We start from the raw sequence: 21,274 nt of genomic DNA, 5'->3' as shown, positions 1-21,274 counted from the left end.
GACCGTCCATGACCGCACAGCCCCACCCGGCCTCCGCGCTCGACATCCCCTGCGACGGCCTGCTCTTCGACAACGACGGGGTCCTGGTCGACTCCGATCACGGCGTCGACCGGGCATGGAGCCAATGGGCCCGTGACCGCGGCCTGCCGCCGGAACAGGTGACCGCCATGGTGCACGGCCGCCGGTCGGCCGACACCGTCGCCCTCCTGGTGACCGACCCGGACGAACGGCCGGCGGCACTCGCCGCGATCGACCGTATGGAGGTCGAGGCCGCGGCCACCACCACAGCGCTCCCCGGTGCCCTCGACCTCCTCACGAGCCTGCCGCGCGAGCGGTGGGCGGTGGTCACCTCCGGAGTCACCCTCCTGGCACGGGCCCGCCTCGCGGCGGCGGGACTGCCCACTCCGCCCGTGCTCATCACCGCGGACGATGTCAGCCACGGCAAACCAGCCCCTGACGGCTACCGCGCCGCGGCCCGGAAGCTGGGCTTCGCCCCGGCCCGGACGGTCGTCTTCGAGGACAGCGCCGCGGGGGCGGCGGCCGGAGCCGCGGCAGGCGCGGTCGTCGTCGGGGTCGGGCGGCGCGCACTGGCCACCCACGCCCCCGTCGTCGTCCGCGACCTGCGCGGCCTCGCCTGGCACGACGGCGTACTCAGTCTCGCCGCCGCGGACCTGCTGCGCCGGTGAGCGCAGTGATGGACGGGACCGCGCCTCAGTACCCGCCTCCGCCGCTGGCGGAGCCGGTCGACGGTGAGGCCGACGTGGAGGCCGCGGTGGTGACCGCGTTGCCGCTGGGGCTGACCACGTACCACAGCGCGCCGAATTCGTTGAGGCCCTGGCCGTTGGTCTCTCCGGGCTTGGTGTCCTTGGCGAAGTAGTACAGCGGGTGGCCGTTGTAGGTCACTTGGGTCGAGTGGTCCGACCGGGTGCTCGTTCCGACCATTGAGGCGGTCACGCCGCTGTTGTGGGGCTTTCCGGTCGTGGTCTGCGGGGGCCAGGCCCGCGTGCAGGATCCGTTGCAGGTCGACGTCTTCCCGGTGTCGGCCTTGAACAGGTACAGGGTCCTGCCGGAGGCGTCGACCAGGATCTGACCGAGCGGCGAGTTCGCTGTCTTCACCGTGGCGGCGCCGCCGGTCGACGCGGAGGCGCTGGCGCTCGCGGTGGTGGCGCCGGCGCTGGAATGGGGGGTGAGGGACGTCGTGGAACTGGAGCTGCCGCATCCTGAGGCAGTGGCCGCAACGGCGGCCATGCCAACGGCGAGGGAGATGACGCGCTTCATGACAGACCCCTTGACCTGGGGGGATGTGGTGACACCGACTCGCCGACGGCTAGCCGCGGCACCAAGTTACGCACCGGCGCCCCGCCCCCTTGCCCGGTCGAACCGCCCCACGCCGAACCTCACCCGCGCGGGTGACCGAAGGGCCGCGATGGCGTCCCATTGACCTCACAGGCAGGTCCGTGGAAGCCGATCGGAGTCCTTCGGCGCCGAGGTGCGGAGTGCCCGTCAGCCGTTGTGTCCCGACGGGTGCTTGTCGTAGTTGTCGTTCCAGGACGCCTTCGCGCCGGAATCACCGATGCGGTACACGTCGACGACCGCGCCGGCGGACACGACCACCGCGAGTACGGCGGCGGTCGCGCGCAGAGCCGTCGGCAGGCTCCGCCGCGCGCCGGCGGACGGAACGCTCTCGGCGGCCGGCTCCCCGGACCGTGCGGTCCGGCGCCCCAGCCACCAGACCCCGAGCGTCACGAGGAACAGCCCTATCGCCCACGGCAGCAGACCGTCGCCCAGTTCCGCGTGCTTACGCACCAGAGGATCGTCGCCCACACGGGCCTTGAGCCACTCCCCGGCATGCGTCGTGACCGGCACCAGCGCCAGGGTCACCAGACCCAGCAGCGGAAGCGACAGCCCCATGCGCCGGGCATACCGGGGCTGGACCGCGCAGACCACCGCGGCCAGGGCCGTCAGCGGCACCAGCACCACCACGAAGTGCACGAACAGGACGTGCGCCGGAAGGCCGTTGATATGCGTAAGACTCATGGGGGGCTTCTCCACAGACGAGGACGTGCGCAGCGGGCCCACCGGGCAACCCGGCCGCCGCTGCTCGGAAGGAGATCGCAGCCTTCCACGCCAACTTCTCAAGTCCTTCTGAAATACGGCCCGCCGGCAGCCGTCCGCCCAGCGGAGTCCCCGGCTCAGCGGCCGGTCAGGCTGAGCGCGACATCGACGATCGTCGCTGTGTCGATCCCGTGAATCCTGTAGGCGTCTTGGAGTGCGGACGACTGGCCGAACTCGGTGACGCCGAGGTTTTTGGTCCGGTCACCGCGCAGCCCCGCCAGGAAGGCAAGCGTGTGGGGGTGGCCGTCCATGACGGTGAGCAAGGGGGCAGGGCTCTCCGAGGGAAACAGAGCCGAGGCGATATCGCTCCCCTTGCCTTGCGCGGACCGGAAGATGAGGTCCGGGCTCGTCAGGCACACGATTCCGGCGGTCACACCGAGCCCGGTCAGGGCATCGGCCGCCGCCACGACCTCAGGCATGATCGCTCCCACCCCGACCAGGGTGACCCGCTCGTCCGCGAGGGGATGATCGGTCAGGCGGTAGCCGCCGGCAACGGCATGGCGTCGGCGGCGCTCCAGCAGGAGAGGGTCCTCGGGCAAGCGGGCAAGCGCTTGGTCCATCGGGCGGGTCGAGAGCCGGAAGTACGCCGACGTCCCGCCGGGGACACCCACGTGGTCGATCGCGTCCAGGAAGCACCACTCGAGGTCCTGGGCGAACGCCGGCTCCCACGCGACGCAGCCCGGCTGCTGCAAGCCGATCGACGGAGTCGTGATCGACTGGTGCGCTCCTCCCTCGGGAGCGAGGGTGACGCCCGATGGCGTGCCGACGATGATCGACTGACCACCGGCGTAGATGCCGTAGGACCAGGGTTCCAGGGCTCGTGAGAGAAACGGGTCGTAGATGGTGGCGATCGGGACCAGCCGCTCGGCCCACCGCGACCAGGTCGAACCGAGCTCGCTGAGCAGGCTCACCAGGTTGACCTCGGCGATACCGAGCTCGATGTGCTGACCACCGGCGCCCTCGGACCATTTGAGAACCCGTTCGGGGTCATCGGCGAACCAGTCCGGTCGGTCCGCGACCGACCAGACCCCCGTCTTGTTGATCCAGCCGCCGAGGTTGGTCGAGGAGGCGACGTCCGGACTACAGGTCACCACGCGGCGCGCCACTTCCGGTGCCTCGCGGGTCAGATCGGTGAGAAATCGACCCAGAGCCGCCTGGGTCGAGATCGGAGCGCGGTGCTTCCGGGACAAGGCGACGGGAACGGCATCGGGCCGAGGATTCGTGACAGCGGCGCGCCGCCGCAGGGCGTGCCCGCGCTCCGCGCACAGCGTCGCCGCGAAGGACCCGTCCTGGAACCGTCGCCACGGGTCGGCCGGGTTCGCGCCGACCGACTCGGCGAGCGCCACCATCTGGACGTCGGTGAGCAAGACCGAGTGGTTGTTCGGATGCCCTTCCGTAGGCAGGCCGCGCCCCTTCACCGTGTAGGCGAAGACGACCGTCGGCCGATCCGGATCCACGTGGGCGAAGGTGTCGAGCAACAGGCCGATGTCGTGCCCGCCCAGGTCCCGCAGGGCCACCGCGAGATGGTCGGAGGGTACCGACCGCAGCAGCTCGCGCAGCGCTTCGGACCCGTCGTCGCCGACGATCCGGTCGGCGATCTGCTCGGCGTCGACACGCAGGAGGCGCTGGTACTCCTCGTTGGGCATCGTCTCCAGCCGCGTACGCAGGTCGTCCCCTCCGGGACGGTCGAAGAGCGCGCTGACCTTCCGCCCCCACTTGAGCGTGATCACCTGCCACCCGGCTGCCTCGAACATGCCCATGAGGCGGTGGATCTGGACGTCGGGCACGATGCGGTCGAGCGACTGGCGGTTCAGGTCGACGACCCACAGCAATTCGCCCATCTTCGCCGTGGAGGGGTCCGCGACGGCCTCCCAGACCGCGCCCTCGTCGAGCTCGGCGTCCCCGAGAAGGCTGATGAAGCGGCCCGCCTCGGGCGTGGAGTCGAAGTGCGAGGTCAGATAGCGGTGGGACATGGCCGCCCAGAGCGCGGCAGTCGCCCCGATGCCGACCGAGCCGGTGGAGAAATCCACGGTGTCGGGATCCTTGAGCCGACTGGGGTAGGACTGCAACCCGCCCTTGGAGCGAAGTGTCGTGAGGTACTTGGCGTCAAGGTCGCCGATGAGGTAATTGATCGCGTGGAGTACGGGGGACGCGTGCGGTTTGACCGACACCCGGTCGTTCCGGGTCAGCTCGGCGAACCAGAGCGAGACCATGATGTCGACCATCGAGGCGCTGGACGATTGATGGCCCCCGACCTTGACGCCACTGGCGTTGGGACGGCCACGGTTCGCCGCGTCGACGATCGACGTGGCGATCCAGAGCACCTTGCGGGCGATCTCTCGCAGCACCTCCTCCGCGGGAGCCGCCGATGCCACGGAAGAGGAGGTCACGGTCATCGGATTGCCTCGCAGACATGCGGTGGACGCGCGCGGTGTACGCGCCGCGACGGGGTGGGATGACACGGACGACGACGTCCGGGGCGCGCCGGACCGCCCGGCCGCCGCGCGGCCCGCGTACCGCCGGCCGTCACGGCGCAGAGGACTCCGACCGGGGCGGTCACCGCGGAGAGTCTTCCGACCGGGGCCGTCACCGCGGAGAGTCTTCCGACCGGGGAGCGACCCGCATCTGCGACGCGAGGTGGGTCGCGGGTCCGCCAGGCCCGTCCGCCCAGAGGAAGGTGGCCGCCACCGGCTCGGTCACGGGCGGCATCGACATGAGGAACGTCGTTCCGCCCGCGTAGGTCATCGGCGTCGAGAAGTCCCCGTGGAAGTCTGCCCACCGGCCGCTCGTCGTGAAGGACGCGATGAGACCCGATGCCTCCGCCCGTACGTCGATCGTCGCCTCGTCGCTCATCCGGAACCGCCCGACGTACGGCGTGACGTCGATGTCCGCGTCGACCGGGCCCGGCGTGGTCGGCAGGCCGACGCCGACCAGCTCCCGCAACAGCTCGGACACCAGCTCGTCACCCATGCCCTGGATGTCACCGCTCGCCATGACGCAGACGGCGACGCCGTGGTCGGGCGCCAGGACCAGCCGGTACTGCTGACCGCAGGTGCTCCCGATGTGGCCGACGATCCGCGGCTCGAGACGCTCGATCGACCATCCCCAGCCCCACGCGGGACCCCGGCTCGGATCCGGCTGCGCGATGTGGGGCTCCCGCATGGTCCGCGCGGTCCGCGGACTCATGAGTCGCGCGCCCGAAGGCGCCAGACCGTCCTCGAGGTGGTGCCTGGCGAACGCCAGGAGGTCGGCCGGGGTTGCCGCCAGCGTCCCCCCGCACGGCCCCGACGTCCGTGGGTCGAGCCAGGTCGAGACCGGCGTGAGATCGTACGACCCCGGCGCCGCCGGTACGTGGCCGACCACGAGCGGTCTCGTCATGGTCTCCTCGGGAAGCGTCGAGGTGCTGCCGAGCCCCAACGGTTCGATGAGGCGCGTCCGCAACGCCTCGTCCCAGGTCGATCCGGTCACGCACTCGATGAGCCGGCCCAGCACGTTGTACCCGGAGTTGGAGTAGGAGAACACCGCTCCCGGCCGGTGCAGCTGAGCCAGGCCGCTGTAGCTCTCAACGATCTTCTCGACGGCGTCGTCGCTCCGGACGTCCGGCTCGGCGGCATCGCCGAAGAACCCGCCGGAGTGCGAGAGCAGTTGCCCGACGGTGACGGTGCGCGCCACCTCCTCGTCCTCCAACCGCAGCGGCGGCGTCAGGTAGTGATTCACCGGCGAGGACAGGTCGACCAGCCCCTCGTCCACGAGCTGGAGGACGAGCGTCGCGGTCCACACCTTGGTGATGGAGGCGAGCAGGAACACCGAGTCCGTCGTCACCGGAACGGTCGTACCCAGCTTCGCGATCCCGGTGGCGACGACCGTGGTCCTCCCGTCGACCAGCACGCCGGCCGCCGCCCCCGGGACGCCGTACCGATTCGCGAGATCGTCCAGGCGCTGCTGGAACTCCCGTCGGTCCACCCTTGGTGTCGTCATATCGGACAGTGTGCCGGGCCGCTGCCCTGGATTCGTTGTCCGGCCGTACGAAGAGCGCCGCTTGTCTTCGGCGCCACTCACCAATCACGCCGTCGGAGCGGCGAGGAGGATTCGGCCATGCCCAACACCCCCTACCTGCACGTCGACCTGGATCGGCTCGACCGGAACATCCGGCGAGTCGCACAGTGGGCCGCGACGAACGACCTCGCGCTCCGCCCGCACGCCAAGTCCCACAAGTCGCCCCGGATCGCCCGGCGCCAGATCGCGGCCGGCGCCGTCGGACTGACGGTGGCGACGATCGGTGAGGCGGAAGTCTTCGCGGACAGCGGCGTGACCGACTTCTTCATCGCCTACCCCCTGCACATCGACGGCCAGGCGGCCGGCCGGCTCGGCGCTCTGGCGGACAGGGCCCGCATCGCGATCGGCGTGGACTCGGCCGAGGGCGCCGCCCGGGCGGGTCACCTGGTCGGCCGCCTCGGCGTGGAGGTGGTCATCGAAGTGGACTGCGGTCACCACCGCAGTGGTTGCCGCCCCTCGGACGCGGGCCTGGTCGCGACCGCCGCCGCGCTCTCGGGTGCCAAGGTCGCGGGAGTCTTCACGTTTCCGGGACACAGCTACGCCATGGACGCCGGGGCGACGGCCGCCGCAGACGAGGCACGAGCGCTCTCGGTCGCGCGCGCGGCCGTGGAGGACGCCGGAATCGAGGTCGCGGTGGTCAGCGGCGGATCGACGCCGAGCCTGGCCGACACCCGGCCAGAGGCGGTCACCGAGGTGCGCCCCGGCGTCTACGTCTTCGGGGACGCGCAGCAGTGGGAGCTGGGGACGACGCATCCCGATGACGTCGCGCTGACCTGTCGTGCGACGGTCGTCAGCCACGCCGGAGGCCGCGCGGTCCTGGACTCCGGCAGCAAGGTGCTCGCCGCCGACAAGGCTGCCTTCAACACCGGAGGAGGACGTCTGCTCGACCACCCGGACGCCCGGATCGTTCTCGTCTCCGAGCACCACGCCGTCGTGGACCTGGGCGGCGCCCCGTTGCCTCCGCTGGGGAGCCAGGTCGCGGTGGTGCCCAACCACTGCTGCGCGGCCGTCAACCTGGCCGAGCGGCTATGGATCGACGAGGGAGGCGGCCTGCGCCCCTGGGCCGTCGCCGCGCGAGGGCGCAACAGCTAGCAGACTTCCCGCGCCGCGGGTCCCCGTGTGGTGAACCCACACCAATCCCCGCCCGAGGTTCGGTCTCATTCACGAAACGAGGCCGCCGGGGGAGTGACAGTTTGATCGCCCGAGGCACCTTGACGGCCTCGTCGTCGATCGCCAATCCGCGAAGGAGAACGCGCTGTGTCCATCGAGGACTTCGCCCGCCACCCGCTCACCTTCGGCCCCAGTCCGGTGCACCCGCTCCCACGTCTGAGCGCCCACCTCGGCGGTGCCTCGATCTGGATGAAGCGGGAGGACTGCAACTCCGGGCTGGCCTACGGCGGTAACAAGACCCGCAAACTGGAGTACCTCATCCCCGACGTGCTGGCCCAAGGGGCCGACACGCTGGTGTCGATCGGGGGCCACCAGTCCAACCACACCCGGCAGGTCGCCGCGGTCGCCGCCCACCTCGGGCTGGAGTGCGTCCTGGTCCAGGAGAACTGGGTGCCTTCCTGGACCGATCCGCTGAGCACCGAAGTCGGCAACATCCTGCTCAGCCGGGTGATGGGAGCAGAGGTACGACTCGACCCCGCCGGTTTCGACATCGGCTTCCGTGACTCGTGGCGGCAGGCCCTCGACGACGTGGAGAAGCGCGGCGGCAAGCCCTACGGCATCCCCGCCGGCGCGTCCGACCACCGCCTCGGCGGTCTCGGCTTCGCCAACTGGGCGTACGAGGTGGCCCGGCAGGAGCAGGAGCTCGACACCTTCTTCGACACCGTCGTGGTCTGCACCGTCACCGGTTCGACGCACGCGGGCATGATCGCGGGCTTCGCGGCACTCGAAGACGCGGGCGGCCGACCCCGCCGGGTCATCGGCATCGACGCCTCGGCCACCCTCGACACGACGGTCGACCAGGTCGGTCGGATCGCCCGGAACACCGCGGATCTCATCGGGCTGAGGCGTGACCTGCGGGACGACGAGATCACCGTGCTCCCGGGCTGGGCCGGAGACGAGTACGGGGTCCCGGTGCGGTCGACCCTCGACGCGATCCGCCTCACCGGCAAGACGGAGGGGATCATCATCGACCCCGTCTACGAAGGCAAGTCGATGGCGGGCCTCATCGACCTGATCCGCGACGGCGACATCCCGAAGGACTCGAACGTGCTGTACGCGCATCTCGGCGGCCAGCAGGCACTGAACGCGTACGCCAAGGCGTTCTGATGCCCGCGCTGAGGGGGAGCACGAGAGAGGTCCGAGCCCTGTGGAACTGCCGGATCCCGATGCGCGACGGCGTCGAGCTGGCCGCCGACATCATGGTCCCGGCCGGTGACGGCCCGTTCCCGGCGGTGGTGACACGAACCCCGTACAACCGCAAGCCGGGAATCTGGATGCGGCGGCTCGTCGCCGCCGGTTACGCCTACGTCATGATCGACATGCGCGGACGCGGCGACTCCGGCGGTGACTTCCAGCCCTTCGTCCAGGACAGCGACGACGGCTACGACAGCATCGAGTGGGTCGCCGAGCAGACCTGGTGCACGGGCCGGGTCGGCATGGTCGGGCTCAGCTACGAAGGTCTCACCCAGTGGTGGACCGCTCGGGCCCGGCCGCCGCACCTGCGGTGCATCGCGCCGATGGCCATTGGAGTCGCCGGCCTCGGCCCGCGGCCGAGCTTCAACACCGGTGTCCCGCACCTCTACTGGAGCTGGTGGTTCCACCAGGTGACCGGACGTACCCAACAGCACTACGGCGCTCCCTCGTGGGGGCACAACATCAGGCACCTGCCACTGCGCACCCTCCACGAGCAGGTCGGCACCGGTGGACGGTGGTGGCCGAAGTACGTGGACGGGGAGATCGACTACCTCGGCGAGGCGTTCGTGCTCAGCGACGACGACTGGGCGAACCTCGACCTGCCCGTGCTCGTCACCGTCGGCTGGTGGGACGACCAGACCACGATGGCGACGTGGGCCCGGCTGGCGCGGTCGCCCGCGGGCGCCAGGGCCCAGCTCCTGATCGGAGCCTGGGACCACGGAGGGAACCGTTCGCCGAGCCCGGTGCTGGGAGGACTGGATGTCTCCCCGTCGGTCATGGACACCGTCGGACACGTCGAGCGCTTCCTCGCACGGCACCTCAGGGACGACGACGAACCCGCTGATGCCCACCCGTGCCGGGTCTTCCGGACCGGGACGATGCGGTGGGAAGACCTGGACGAGTGGCCGTCCACCGCGGTCGAGCCGACGAGTTGGTACCTGGCCAGCGGCGGCGACGCCCGCACACTGAGCGGAAACGGCCGGCTCACCCGGACTCCGGAGAAAGCCGCCCGCGACACATACGTCTTCGACCCGGAGAACCCGGCCAGGGACTTCACCAACCTCGACCTGTTCGCCTGGAGCGACCCGCCCCACGACCATCGCTACCTGCTGCGCCGCCCCGACGTCCTCGTCTACCCGGGTCCGGCCCTGGACGAGCCCGTCCACGTGAGCGGCCAGGCCGAGCTGGACGTCTTCGTCTCGCTGGACGCGCCCGACGCGGACCTGAGCGTTCTGCTGCTCGACGTCCATCCCGACGGCCGGATGATGCTCGTCGGCAGCGAGCTCGGGTCGTGCGGGCTACAGCGGATCTCGATGCGGTCCGGGCCCGGCTCACCGCCCGTCAGCCCCGGGGAGATCGTCGGGCTGCGCATCCCGCTGGTCTGGCTCCACCACACCTTCCTGCCGGGGCACCGCATCGCGCTCGCGGTGACCGCGGGCGCGTTCCCCGCCTTCTCACGCAACCTCGGCACCGGTGAGCCCTGGGCCGACGCCGTGGATTCACGCGTGGTGAGCGTGACCGTTCACCACGGCCCGGAGCACCCCTCGCGGCTCGTCCTGCCCGTCGAGAACAGCGGGGGAGCGGTATGAGGTTCACCGATGTCTCCCGTGTGCGCTCCCGCTTCGACGTACGGGTCGAGGCGAGCGACGGGGTCGACCTGTCCGTCGACGTCTACATGCCGCCTGCCCCCGGTGATCACCCGGTCCTCGTCACCCGCACGCCCTACGACAACAACCGCGCGGACCAGAAGCCTCCTGCGAGCACGGCGCCGCAGGTCCCCTCGGACCGCTTCAAGCTCCTTGCCGCGCGCGGATACATCGTGGTCGCGGGTGACGTACGGGGCCGGGGTGACTCGGACGGGGATTTCGAGCCGTTCCTCCACGAGGCCGCAGACGGCGCCGACATCGTCACGTGGGCCCGTGACCTTCCCGGGTCCAACGGCCGCCTCGGCTGCTTCGGCGCGGGCTACGCCGGGTTCGCGGCGCTCGCCGCCGCGTCGGCCGCTCCGGTGGACGCGCTCGCCGTGTGGTCCCCGTTCGCGGCGGCCGAGGGCCTGCCGTCGCGGGGCGGTGCCGTGCGACTCGACTGGTTGTTCTGGATGCACCTCGTCGGTGGCCGGGTACGAGGGCCCGTCGACGCGCCGCCATGGAAGTCGGTCTTCAGCAGCAGGCCGCTGGCCGGCATGCACGAAGCGCTGGGCAGACCGGACGCGCCGTGGCCCGACTGGCTCGCCCACCTCGACCCCCAGGACCCGTACTGGAGCAGCCTGGCTGTGGGCGGCGGGATGAATGCGAGCGCGCCGACCCTCCTGGTCTCCGGCCGGTGGGACAGCGGGCTGGGCGCCACGATGGCGCACTGGGAGACCGTCTCCTCCGCCGGAGGGGAGCACTCGCTGGTCATCGGCCCGTGGGACTCAGCCGGAACCCGGAGACCGGTGAGCGTCGTCGGCGGGGTCGAATGGGGGCCCCGTTCCGTCGTCGACCCCGACGAACTGCTCCTCGAGTGGTTCGACCACCACCTGCGGGACGACCCGTCGTCCTGGGCTCCCGCCCCCGTGCGCGTCTTCGTCACGGGCCGCAACGCCTGGGAAGACCTCGACCATTGGCCGGTGGCCGACGAGGTCGAGACCTTGTGGCTGACCTCCGAAGGGCGGGCGAACACCCGGATCGGGGCCGGACGACTGACGCGCGACGCGACACCCCGCGAGGCGGCCGATCACTTCGTCCACGATCCCGGGAATCCCGTTCCGTGGCAGCCGGATCACGGGTCCTTCTCACGGACCGGCCCAGCGGGATTCACCCTTGAGACATCGTTCGCGACCAGCCGCGACGACACGCTCACGTACACGGCGGCGACCGTCGACGTTCCCACACTCGTCCGCGGCACGCCGGTGGTCCATCTGTTCGCCGGGACCGATCGCGATGACGCGGACTGGATGGTGTCCCTCGAGGACGTCTTCCCGGGCGAGACGAGAACGGTTCACCTGGCACACGGGGCCGTGCGCGCGGGATCGGTGCCCGCGTTCCGGACAGGTGCGCCGGTCGGCTACAGGATCGCGATGACGGACGTGGCGCACGAGCTCCAGCCGGGGCACGCCCTGCGCCTCGTGGTGACCTCCAGTCTCTTCCCGCTCTACGCGATCAACCTCGGCTCCGCCGACTACCTCGGTGCGACGGAGGCCGAACGCGGTACGCACTCCGTCTTCCACGGGCCCCGCCTGCCCAGCAGGATCGAGCTCCCCCTCCACCGAATGGAGAACCATGACCAGGCTCCGTGACCTCGGCATCGAGATCGGGATTCTTCCCTCAGGACCCCGCAACGCCATCAGCGACGTCTCCGGCGTCACCGTCGGTCACGCGACCGTCATCCGCGACGACGACGTCATCGCCCGTACCGGCGTGACCGTGATCCGTCCACGGCCGGGACACGTCAGAACACATCCGTTGTTCGCGGGCTGCGCCACGCTCAACGGCAACGGTGAGATGACAGGTCTCGAGTGGGTTCGCGAGAGCGGTCTGCTCACGACCGACCTGGCCCTCACGGGCACCCACAGCGTCGGCGTCGTCAGGGACAGCCTGGTCGCGATCGAAACGGCGCACGACACCTTCCGCAACGCCTTCTCCCTGCCGGTGGTGGGCGAGACCGCGGACCTCTCCTTCAACAGCGGGAACGCCCAGTTCGTCACCGGCGAACACGTCCGAGCGGCCTACGAGTCGGCGTCCGCCGACGTCGAGGAGGGGAGTGTCGGAGGGGGAACCGGCATGGTCTGCCACGGGTTCAAGGGCGGGATCGGAACGGCGTCGCGTCGTCTCGACGCGTCCGCGGGCGGCTGGACCGTGGGCGTGCTCGTCCAGGCGAACCACGGGACCCGCCCCGACTTCAGGGTCGACGGCCGGCCCGTGGGCCGTGACGCGCGCCTGGCACACGTCCCGCTGCCGGCCCGGACCCAGCCGGGCGGAGACCCGCCCATGCCGCCCGGCTCCGGATCGATCATCGTGATCGTGGCGACGGACGCTCCGCTGCTGCCCGGCCAGTGCCGTCGGCTGGCGACCAGGGCGAGCATCGGCATCGGCCGGGTCGGCGGCGGCATCCAGGACTCGAGCGGTGACATCATGCTCGCCTTCTCCACGGCGCCGCAGAACGTGCCCACCGAGGGCTACGCGGGCGGTCACCCGCTGGTGGCGCCCCATTCCGCGGTTCCGCACCAAGCCTTGGACGACCTGTTCCGCGCCGTCGTCGAGGCCACCGAGGAGTCGATCATCAACGCGATGCTCGCCGCTCCCACGATGACCGGTGCGCGCGGCTTCACGGCGTACGGGCTCGAGCCGGACGCACTCCTCGCGGCCTTCGCATCGGCGACCTGAGGCAAGCCGCCCCCGGTTCGGCTGGCAACCACCCGGTGAACGGCCGGGTCAGACCAAGGAAGAAGGGACGGTCTCATGGCCGGTTCTGTCTACATCAGCGTGGACATGGAGGGAGTCGCGGGTGTTTCGCGGCTGCACAACACCGTCCCCGGGCACCGGACCTACGCACGCGGCCAGGAGCTCATGACCGAGGAGGCCAACGCCGCTGTGGCGGGGGCGTTCGACGCGGGAGCCACCCACGTGGTGGTGGCGGACAGCCACGGGCCGATGGACAACATCCTGCCCGCCCTGCTGGACCCGCGTGCACGTCTCGTCAACGGCAGCCCCCGTACCTGCGGCATGGTGCACGGCCTGCACGGCGACTTCGACGCGGCCCTCTTCATCGGCTACCACGCGGCCGCGGGAGCGCCCGGAGTGCTCTCACACACGTTCACCGGATTCTGGTCGGAACTCCGGCTCAACGGTCGGGCCGCGTCCGAGGCAGACGTCAACGCCCTCTACGCCGGCCGGTTCGGAGTCCCGGTGAAGCTCATCACCGGAGACGACCGGACCTGTTCGGCCGGTCTCGCCGGAGTCGAGGCGGTCCACCGCGTCGAGGTCAAGCGCTACCTCTCCTACAACTCGGCCGACGCCCTTTCCCCGGCCACCGCCAGGGCGCACATCCGGGAAGGCGCGGCGCGAGCCGTGGCGGATTCGTCGATCCGGCCGCCGGTCGTCCCTCACGACCTGGTGGTGGAGATCGACCTGAAGCTGTCGACGAGCGCTGATCTGATCGCCATGATTCCGACGGCCGAGCGCTCGTCGGAGTACACCGTGCGGATCCGGTGCGCCACCGTCGACGAGATCTACGACTTCGTCAGCGTCGCCGGAGCACTGGCCGCGCACGTGGTCGCCACTCAGGCGACCGCTTCGCCGTGACGCGGCGAATCACTCGACGGCGGGGTTCATCAGACGCATCTGGAGCATCAACGCGAATCTCTCGTCCGGGTTCTCCAGGTCGATCTTCCCGACCTCGCTGAGCCGCTTGAGCCGGTAGCGGAACGTGTTGTGGTGCACACCGGCCGAGGCCGCGGCGGCGTGGATGTCGCCGAAGGCGTTCAGCCAGCACTTGAGAGTTGCCAGGAGGCTGCCGTTGCGCCGCTCGTCGTACTCGAGGATCAGGCTCAACGGGCCGGTCACCGGGTCATGGCGTGCCAAGGACAAGTCCTGGAGCTCCAGCACCAGCGCGTCTATGTGCACCTCTGACATCGTGGCCGCGGTGCCCGCCGTCCCTCGCGTACGCAGTACGCGCAGCGCACGGTCGGCCCGCGTCCGCGACTCGTTCAAGCGGATCGGGTCGCTGATCGCGGTGCCGATGCCGATGACGGCCGGCACCCGCGTGCCCGTCCGCTTCAGGAAGTCGGCCGCGAGCCGCTTGGCGCGCTGCTCGTTCTGGTCGGCGTCCCCGGTGAGCGAGACCAGCCCGTACGACACGTCGCCGAGCAGGGCCGTCGCCGACCGCGGCGCGACCGAGGTGAGGTGCATCGCGAACGCGTCCGCCAACTGCTGGCGTTCCCTCGCCTGCCGGGAGGGATCGGTCTGTCCGTCGCCGTGGTCGACGATGTCCATGGCGACGACATTGACGGTCTTCCCGAGCAGCCCGAGGCGGCCGAGCGCGTGCGCGGCTTTGGGCCCGCCTTCGAGGGCGGTGGCCACCAGGTCGGAGCGCAGGCGGTGGTCGACGTCGGCTCCGGCTCGTCGGCGCAGCAGGTGGAGGGCGACGAGCTTCGCGGCGTCGGCCAGGGCCTGCGACCGCTCGGTGGACGGCGGTCCGGTGACCGCCGCCCAGATCGATCCCAGGATCTCGTCACCGGCACGCACCGCGATGGCCAGGCGCGGGATCTCGTTCTCGCTGATCTTGGAGGCCTCGATGTACAGCGGCTCCTCCGTTTGGTAGAGGGCCTTGAACACCCCCCGGTCCTCGTCCTCGCGGAGGTAGACCTCGGGCACCTGGCGGTCGAGGATGGTCCGGATGCGAGCGGCGTCGGCCTCGTCCTGCCGTCCCGAGAACGCCAGCACGCGGTACCGGCGGTCCTCGATGGTGACCGGCGCGTCGATCAGTGCCGCCACGGCGTTGGCGAGGGCGAAGAGGTCGCCCGCGGCGACACCGCCCAGGGTGCTCGTCACCTCGTCCCCGACATCGTCCTGGGCCACGATGGTCCGGAGCATGTCAGCGAGCTGAAGCCAGTCCGCGTTCTCCGCCAGCGCGAGTAGGGCGACGCCCGCGTCGCGGGCGGCGTTGAGCACCTCTGGCTCGCGGTCCACGGGCGCCCGCACGATCAGGGCCGCGGCGCTCTGTGTCCCGAGAAGGCGCAGCAGCTCCGCGATGTCGGACGCGCCGTACACCCCGATGCCGAGGACCAGCGCCTTGGGCAGGAGCGTGTGGTTCTGTCCGTGGTCGTGGACGACGACGGCCCCGACCTGCTCGTGGGCACTCACGTCGGCGACGACCACGTCGAGGAACGTACCGCCGAGGTCGTTGAGGATCCTCGACAAGCTCGCACGCTGCGGTTTGGACGTCTCGCTCATATCCGCCGGAGTCTACGGGACGCTCCGCCGCGCGTCTTGGGAAGAACGAACGAACGCGCGGCCTCCGTTCGTTGACCGAAACCGAGGCGTGGCCGGGCCGTTGTGCGCCTTCGTTACATTGAACGATTCCAGGCGGAAAATTGGGCGGATCGTCACCAGGTCCGCGCCGTTCGACGGCCATAGCCTCATCCAAACCCGTGAGCCTGATCACACGGGCGGCACACAACCGGCTGGGGGCTGGACCTCTGGCCCGAGGAGGACGGGTCATGAAGCGTAAACGGTCCATCAGACTCGTGGCGGTCAGCGCCACCGTTGTCTGCTTGGCAGCGCTACTGGCTGCCTGCAACGGCGCCGAGAAGCCGGGAGCGACCGGCGGCAGGGCGGACCTCCTGCGGTGGGGCATCGTCGCGGACAGCCTCGACAGCATCGACCCGCTCACGCTGACCTCGGGCAACAACCTTCTCGCCACGGTCTACGACGCCCTGCTCACCGCCGACCCGAAGGGCCAGCTGGCCCCGGGGCTCGCGGAGTCGTGGGACACCCCGGACCCGCGCACGTACATCTTCCACCTGCGCAAGGGCGTCACGTTCTGGGACGGCACCGGGATGACGTCCGCTGACGTGGTCGCCTCGCTGGACTACGAGCGCCTGGCGCCGTCCCCGTACGAGTCGCTGTTCGTGAACGTGAAGGACGTGACCGCCAGGGACGCGAACACCGTCGTCGTCACGCTCAAGCAGGCTGATTCCAGCGTCCTGTCGCTCCTCGCCAGCGTGGGAGCGAGCATCTTCCAGAAGAAGTTCTACGACGAGCACAAGGCCGACTTCGGCAAGCCGGGCACGCTGACCATGGCGACCGGGCCGTACCGGCTCGACCGGCTGAACCCGACCGAAGGCGCGGACCTCACCGCCAACCCGGACTGGTGGGGAGGCAAGCCGGCGATCCAGAGGGTGTCGGTCAAGCCCTTCAAGACCGTGACGAGCGCCGCGCTCGCCTACCGGTCCGGCCAGCTCGACGCCGCGTACCCGCTCGCGGACCCGCGGGCCTTCGCCGCCAGCTCCAAGGCGAAACTGGTAAAGGTCCCCGGGTGCAAGCAGACGTTCATGTCACTGAACACCCAGGTCGCCCCGTGGGACGACGTGCACGTCCGGCGCGCCTTCGCCTACGCGTTGGACCGCAAGGGCCTCGCCGCCGCCGAAGGCGACGGCGCCGTCACCTACGACAGCCTGTTCCCGGCCCAGGTCCTGGCCAAGGTGGCCGACAAAGCGGACATCGACACCATGATCGGCTCGCTCCCGCCCTACGCGTTCGATGTGTCCAAGGCGAAGGAAGAGATCGCGAAGTCGAGCCACCCGGGCAGCGTCAAGGGAACCTTCGAGGTTCCCGACGACGGAATCCGCCCCAAGATCGCTCAGGCCATCGCCGGAATGGTGGCGAAGGCCGGCATCGAGCTGGACGTCAAGGTCCTCTCCGAGGCCCAGTACACCCAGCGCGTCGGCGAAGGAGCGGCCAAGAAGAAGATCCAGCTCACGATCCAGCGACTTGACTGCTCGGAGGAGCCGAACACCACGGCCAGCTATCTCCTCGACAGCTCGCAGGCGGACATCGCCTACGCGAACTACGCCGCGTACAGCAATCCGGAGGCCGACAAGCTGGTCAACGCGGGGATCTCCACGGCCGACCGGGCGGGACGGTTCCAGGCGTACTCCGCCCTGGACAAGCTCGCCGCGCAGGACGTTCCCTACATCCCGCTCTACCTCGGTGAGAACGTCCTGGCGCTGTCGGACACCTTCACGTGGCCCGAGCTGAACCCGTTCTCCTCGGCCTACGGTCCGGCCGCGTGGGTGGCGCAGGTCAAGCCCGCGTCGTGACGGTGCCACGCGGCCGCGGTGACGCCGGCCGCGTGGGCCGCGAGCCCCAACGAGAAAAAGGCAACGATGCAAACACGAGCAATTTTCTTCCTAGTGCTGAGTCGGGTCCTGGTGTGCGCCGCGATGCTGGTCCTGATCTCGTTCGTCATCTTCTCTCTGCTGTACATCACGCCCGGCGACGCCGTGAGCAATCTGCTCGGCACCCGGAGGCGGACTCCCGAGACAGAGGAGCTGCTCCGGCAGCAGTACCACCTGAACGACCCGTTCCTCACCCAGTACTGGATCTGGTTGAAGGACGCCGTCCGGTTCGATTTCGGAAACTCGTCGGTCTCGACGCTTCCGGTCACGGACGAGATCAAGGCGCGGCTGCCGAATTCCCTGCTCCTCGCGGGCGTGGCCTATCTGCTGACCATGCTCATCGGAATCCCCCTGGGGCTGGCCGCGGCGGTGAAGAAGTCGACGTTCGTCGACCGCGGGATCGTGGCGTCGGTGATCGTCGGATTCAGCACACCGGTCTTCGTGGGCGCCGTGGCCCTGCTCTACGTGTTCGGGGTCCTTTTCGGATGGTTCCCGGTCTTCGGGGCCGGCAGCGGTTTCGTCGACAAACTGTGGCACCTGACCCTTCCGGCGCTCGCGCTCGCGATCTCCGGCGTCGCGCTCATCGTCAAACACACGCGGGCCGTGATGATCAAGGTGCTCGACCAGGACTACGTGACCTTCGCCCGGGCACGCGGGATGTCGTCCCGCCGGGTGTTCCTGTTCTACGCGCTGCGCAACGGCATGATCCCCGTGATCACGGTCAGCGTGCCCCTGCTCGCGTCCTTGGCCACCGGAGCGGTCCTCGTCGAGGTCACCTTCTCGATCCCGGGGATCGGCGACCTGCTCGTGCGGTCCGCGTCGAGCCAGGACCTCCCCACACTCCAGGCCATCGCGCTGCTGGTGGCCGCGCTGATCATGTTCGCGAACCTGGCGGCAGACATGCTCTACCTGGCCGCGGATCCACGCATCAGGCACGGAAGGCCGACCGCATGAGTGCCGCAGTCCCGCAGCTCGAAGATCCCGCCAGGCCGACGCGTCGCTCGGCGCGCCCGTCCTGGACCGTACTGGCCTGCCTGGTGATCGTGGTCGGGGTCGTCGTCATGACCGTCCTCGGATCGGTCCTGGCCCCCCAGGACCCCGGCGCCCAGAACGTCTCGGACGTCCTTGCCTCGCCCAGCGCCGGGCACTGGCTCGGCACGGACGAACTCGGCCGGGACGTCTTCTCCAGACTGATCGCCGGAACACGCACCGCGTTCATCGGCCCGCTGGTCATCACCGTCGGCTCCATGCTGATCGGCAACCTGCTGGGTCTGTGGAGCGGTTACAAGAGAGGTGCCGTCGACGCGGTCGTCATGCGCTGGGTCGACTTCATGTGGGCGCTCCCCGGACTTCTCGTCATCGTGGTTGTCGCCGGTGCGTTCGGCGGCGGCTATTGGATGGCGGTGGCGCTCCTTCTCGTGCTGACGATCCCCTTCGACACACGCGTCATCCGAGGCGCGACACTGGAGCAGGCGCTCCTGCCCTACGTGGAAGCCGCGCGTGCGCTGGGCCTGTCGAACCGACGGATCATGCTCTTCCACATCTGGCCCAACGTCTCCGCGACCGCCGTCGCCAACGCGTTCCTGACCTTCGCCGGCGCCATCGTGACGCTCTCAGGACTGTCGTTCCTCGGATTCGGGGTCGACGCCGGTTCGCCGGACTGGGGTCTCATGCTCAAGGACGGAACCAGCCTGCTCTTCGAGAACCCCGCGGCGGCGCTCGGGCCCGGCGTCATGATCGTGGCGACGGCGATCTCGATGAACATCATCGGCGACTGGATGTACGAGGCGCTCTCGAGTCGTGGAGGAAGCAAGTAATGGCCCCCGAACAGTCGGACCGCGTGACGCGAGGGATGACCTCGGACACGGTCCTGAAAGTGCGCGCCCTCGGCGTTGACGCGGTCGGTCCTGACGGTACCCACCCGATCGTGACGTCGTTCGGACTCGACCTGTCCGCGGGGGAGACGATCGGGATCGTGGGCGAGTCCGGAAGCGGCAAGACCATGACCGCCCGCGCCATCATGGGTCTCCTGCCCGGATCGCTCGTCGCGCGCGGCGAGGTCGAGTACGACGGCCGCAATCTGCTGGAGCTGTCGGAACGCGAGTGGAGTCACGTCAGAGGACGGGAAATCGGGCTCGTACTCCAGGACCCGTTCACGATGCTCAACCCCGTGTTCCGCTGCGGGCGCATCATCGAGGAGTCGCTGATCTGGGAGGGCCGTCGGCGCCCGCCGCGGTCCGAACGCAGGGCGGAGGTCAACCGCCGGCTCGCCGAGGTCGGACTCACCGACCCCTCGGTAGCGGATCGGTACCCGTTCCAGCTCTCCGGAGGCATGCGTCAGCGCGTCGCTGTGGCCGCGTCGCTCGCCCGCGACCCGAAGATCCTGATCGCGGACGAACCGACGACGGCTCTGGACGTCACGACCCAGAAGGAGATGCTCACCCTCCTGCGCGGTGTCCAGAAGTCGCGCGGAATGAGCGTCGTACTGATCACGCACGATCTGCGGGTGGCCTTCGCGATGTGCGACCGCGTCTACGTGATGTACGGCGGATCGCTCATCGAGGTCGCGCCCGGCTCCGATCTGGAGGCCAAGCCGCTGCACCCGTATACCCAGGGCCTGTTGCTGGCCGAACCGTCGGTCGACCGTCGGGTCGCCGAACTCCCCTCCATCCCGGGGTCGGTCCCCAAGGCCCGGGAGACCACGGGCTGCTGTGCCTTCGCCACCCGGTGCGAGTGGGTCACGGACCAGTGCCGCCAGGGACCGCCGCCACTGATCGAGGTCGCCGACCTGCGGTATTCGGCCTGTGTCCGCCTGCCGGAGATCAGTTCCGACATGGCGGCGAAGCGGGCCAGGATCGACGTCGTGGAGGCTCCGGTGCGAGACGTACGGGCGGAGCGGCCGCTGATCGACATCCGGGACCTGCGCAAGGAGTTCCGCGTCGGGCAGCGCACCGTCCACGCGCTCGCCGGGGTGTCGATACAGGTGAACCAGGGGGAGAGCGTCGCCGTCGTCGGGGAGTCCGGTTCCGGCAAGACCACCCTCGCTCGCACGCTGCTGGGACTCGAGCGGTGCACCAGCGGCGACATCATGATCGACGGCATTCCCGCGCACGACTGGTCGCGGCTGAGCGCGGCGGATCTCCGTCGCCTTCGCGGAACCGTGCAGATGGTCTTCCAGGACCCCTACGCGAGCCTCAACCCGATGCGGAGCATCGGCTCGGCACTGTCCGAGGCGATCAGGTCGCACGAGAGCGCCACCAAGCACGCTTCGGGCGCGGTGGCCGACCTGTTGAAGACGGTCGGTCTTCCGGCCTCGTACGCGCAACGCAGGCCGTCGGCCCTCTCCGGCGGAGAGCGTCAGCGCGTCGCGATCGCCAGGGCCCTAGCCGTCAACCCACGGCTCCTGGTCTGCGACGAACCCGTCTCCGCCCTGGACGTCTCGGTGCGAGCCCAGATCATCAACCTCTTCGCGACGCTCCAGCGCGAACGCGGAGTCGGTTTCGTCTTCATCACGCACGACCTCTCGATGCTGCGGCAGATCACCGAGCGCGTCTGCATCATGTACCGCGGACGGCTCGTCGAATCCGGTCCGGTGGACCAGATCCTGGACCATCCGACCGATCCGTACACGATCAAGCTGCTGCGGTCGATCCCCCGGTCGGACGCCGACTGGATCGACGCACCCGTGTCGACCGAGGTCTGACCGGCCGATACGCGCGCGATCCGCGGCGAAATCCGCCGGTTCGCCGCGGCGCGCCGCGCCCGGCCCGTCTGTCCGGGCCGACATGATCATCCGGCTTTCTGGTCCGAATGAACGAACAACGCGTCCGGAAGCCTTGGCAAAGTCCCTCCTTGAGCAAC

The 21,274-nt window shown here is 69.8% G+C and carries 16 protein-coding genes; 11 read left to right on the top strand and 5 right to left on the bottom strand.

Translation table 11 applies throughout. The features are described 5' to 3' along the window. Positions 1-8: 8 nt before the first annotated feature. Entirely contained in the window at positions 9-686 is a 678-nt protein-coding gene (locus ACZ4EF_RS26120) for an HAD-IA family hydrolase (RefSeq protein WP_467506545.1), read from the top strand. A 25-nt stretch (positions 687-711) separates the two neighbouring features. Here ACZ4EF_RS26120 and ACZ4EF_RS26115 read toward each other — a convergent pair whose 3' ends face one another. The 4 genes from ACZ4EF_RS26115 to ACZ4EF_RS26100 all read right to left on the bottom strand — a co-directional run bounded on the left by ACZ4EF_RS26115 (position 712) and on the right by ACZ4EF_RS26100 (position 6,093). Then, positions 712-1,278 carry a COG4315 family predicted lipoprotein gene (locus tag ACZ4EF_RS26115; RefSeq protein WP_467506544.1) on the bottom strand — a complete coding sequence of 189 codons (567 nt, stop codon included), beginning with the start codon at positions 1,276-1,278 and terminating at the stop codon, positions 712-714. Positions 1,279-1,503: 225 nt separating this feature from the next. Next, complete coding sequence (locus ACZ4EF_RS26110) at positions 1,504-2,037, bottom strand: DUF2231 domain-containing protein (protein ID WP_467506543.1); 534 nt, start codon at positions 2,035-2,037, stop codon at positions 1,504-1,506. Between the two features lie 155 nt (positions 2,038-2,192). After that, positions 2,193-4,511: a transketolase-like TK C-terminal-containing protein gene (locus tag ACZ4EF_RS26105; protein ID WP_467506542.1), complete on the bottom strand. Its 2,319-nt coding sequence runs from the start codon at positions 4,509-4,511 to the stop codon at positions 2,193-2,195. A gap of 190 nt (positions 4,512-4,701) precedes the next feature. Continuing rightward, positions 4,702-6,093 (bottom strand): serine hydrolase domain-containing protein, encoded by a 1,392-nt coding sequence (locus tag ACZ4EF_RS26100; RefSeq protein WP_467506541.1) that lies wholly within the window; start codon positions 6,091-6,093, stop codon positions 4,702-4,704. A gap of 117 nt (positions 6,094-6,210) precedes the next feature. Between ACZ4EF_RS26100 and ACZ4EF_RS26095 the strand changes: the two genes are divergently transcribed. From ACZ4EF_RS26095 to ACZ4EF_RS26070, 6 genes are all read left to right on the top strand, one after another. Next, positions 6,211-7,263: an alanine racemase gene (locus ACZ4EF_RS26095; RefSeq protein WP_391162765.1), complete on the top strand. Its 1,053-nt coding sequence runs from the start codon at positions 6,211-6,213 to the stop codon at positions 7,261-7,263. Positions 7,264-7,428: 165 nt separating this feature from the next. Next, positions 7,429-8,448 carry a 1-aminocyclopropane-1-carboxylate deaminase gene (locus ACZ4EF_RS26090; protein ID WP_467506540.1) on the top strand — a complete coding sequence of 340 codons (1,020 nt, stop codon included), beginning with the start codon at positions 7,429-7,431 and terminating at the stop codon, positions 8,446-8,448. Further along, entirely contained in the window at positions 8,448-10,124 is a 1,677-nt protein-coding gene (locus tag ACZ4EF_RS26085) for a CocE/NonD family hydrolase (protein WP_391048026.1), read from the top strand. Before ACZ4EF_RS26090 ends, ACZ4EF_RS26085 begins: the two co-directional genes overlap by 1 nt. Next, the gene (locus ACZ4EF_RS26080; RefSeq protein ID WP_467506539.1) at positions 10,121-11,812 is read left to right on the top strand and encodes a CocE/NonD family hydrolase; all 1,692 of its coding nucleotides are present in this window, start codon (positions 10,121-10,123) and stop codon (positions 11,810-11,812) included. Before ACZ4EF_RS26085 ends, ACZ4EF_RS26080 begins: the two co-directional genes overlap by 4 nt. Further along, positions 11,796-12,899: a P1 family peptidase gene (locus ACZ4EF_RS26075; RefSeq protein ID WP_467506538.1), complete on the top strand. Its 1,104-nt coding sequence runs from the start codon at positions 11,796-11,798 to the stop codon at positions 12,897-12,899. The genes ACZ4EF_RS26080 and ACZ4EF_RS26075 overlap by 17 nt, the downstream gene beginning before the upstream one ends. 75 nt (positions 12,900-12,974) lie before the next feature. Then, positions 12,975-13,817 (top strand): M55 family metallopeptidase, encoded by an 843-nt coding sequence (locus ACZ4EF_RS26070; RefSeq protein WP_391162758.1) that lies wholly within the window; start codon positions 12,975-12,977, stop codon positions 13,815-13,817. Positions 13,818-13,826: 9 nt separating this feature from the next. On the opposite strand, the gene ACZ4EF_RS26065 is transcribed toward ACZ4EF_RS26070, so the two are convergent. Beyond that, positions 13,827-15,467, bottom strand: coding sequence for a PucR family transcriptional regulator (locus tag ACZ4EF_RS26065; protein ID WP_467506537.1), 1,641 nt, complete (start codon positions 15,465-15,467; stop codon positions 13,827-13,829). A 320-nt stretch (positions 15,468-15,787) separates the two neighbouring features. Between ACZ4EF_RS26065 and ACZ4EF_RS26060 the strand changes: the two genes are divergently transcribed. From ACZ4EF_RS26060 to ACZ4EF_RS26045, 4 genes are all read left to right on the top strand, one after another. After that, complete coding sequence (locus ACZ4EF_RS26060; protein WP_355335174.1) at positions 15,788-17,335, top strand: ABC transporter substrate-binding protein; 1,548 nt, start codon at positions 15,788-15,790, stop codon at positions 17,333-17,335. Between the two features lie 93 nt (positions 17,336-17,428). After that, positions 17,429-18,367 carry an ABC transporter permease gene (locus tag ACZ4EF_RS26055; protein ID WP_467506536.1) on the top strand — a complete coding sequence of 313 codons (939 nt, stop codon included), beginning with the start codon at positions 17,429-17,431 and terminating at the stop codon, positions 18,365-18,367. Next, positions 18,364-19,230 (top strand): ABC transporter permease, encoded by an 867-nt coding sequence (locus ACZ4EF_RS26050; RefSeq protein ID WP_355335169.1) that lies wholly within the window; start codon positions 18,364-18,366, stop codon positions 19,228-19,230. The genes ACZ4EF_RS26055 and ACZ4EF_RS26050 overlap by 4 nt, the downstream gene beginning before the upstream one ends. 110 nt (positions 19,231-19,340) lie before the next feature. Then, complete coding sequence (locus ACZ4EF_RS26045) at positions 19,341-21,116, top strand: dipeptide ABC transporter ATP-binding protein (protein WP_467506535.1); 1,776 nt, start codon at positions 19,341-19,343, stop codon at positions 21,114-21,116. Positions 21,117-21,274 lie beyond the last annotated feature (158 nt).

This window comes from Streptomyces sp. NPDC025721 (assembly GCF_055558595.1).
This window is presented reverse-complemented; position numbering and strand designations above follow the sequence as displayed.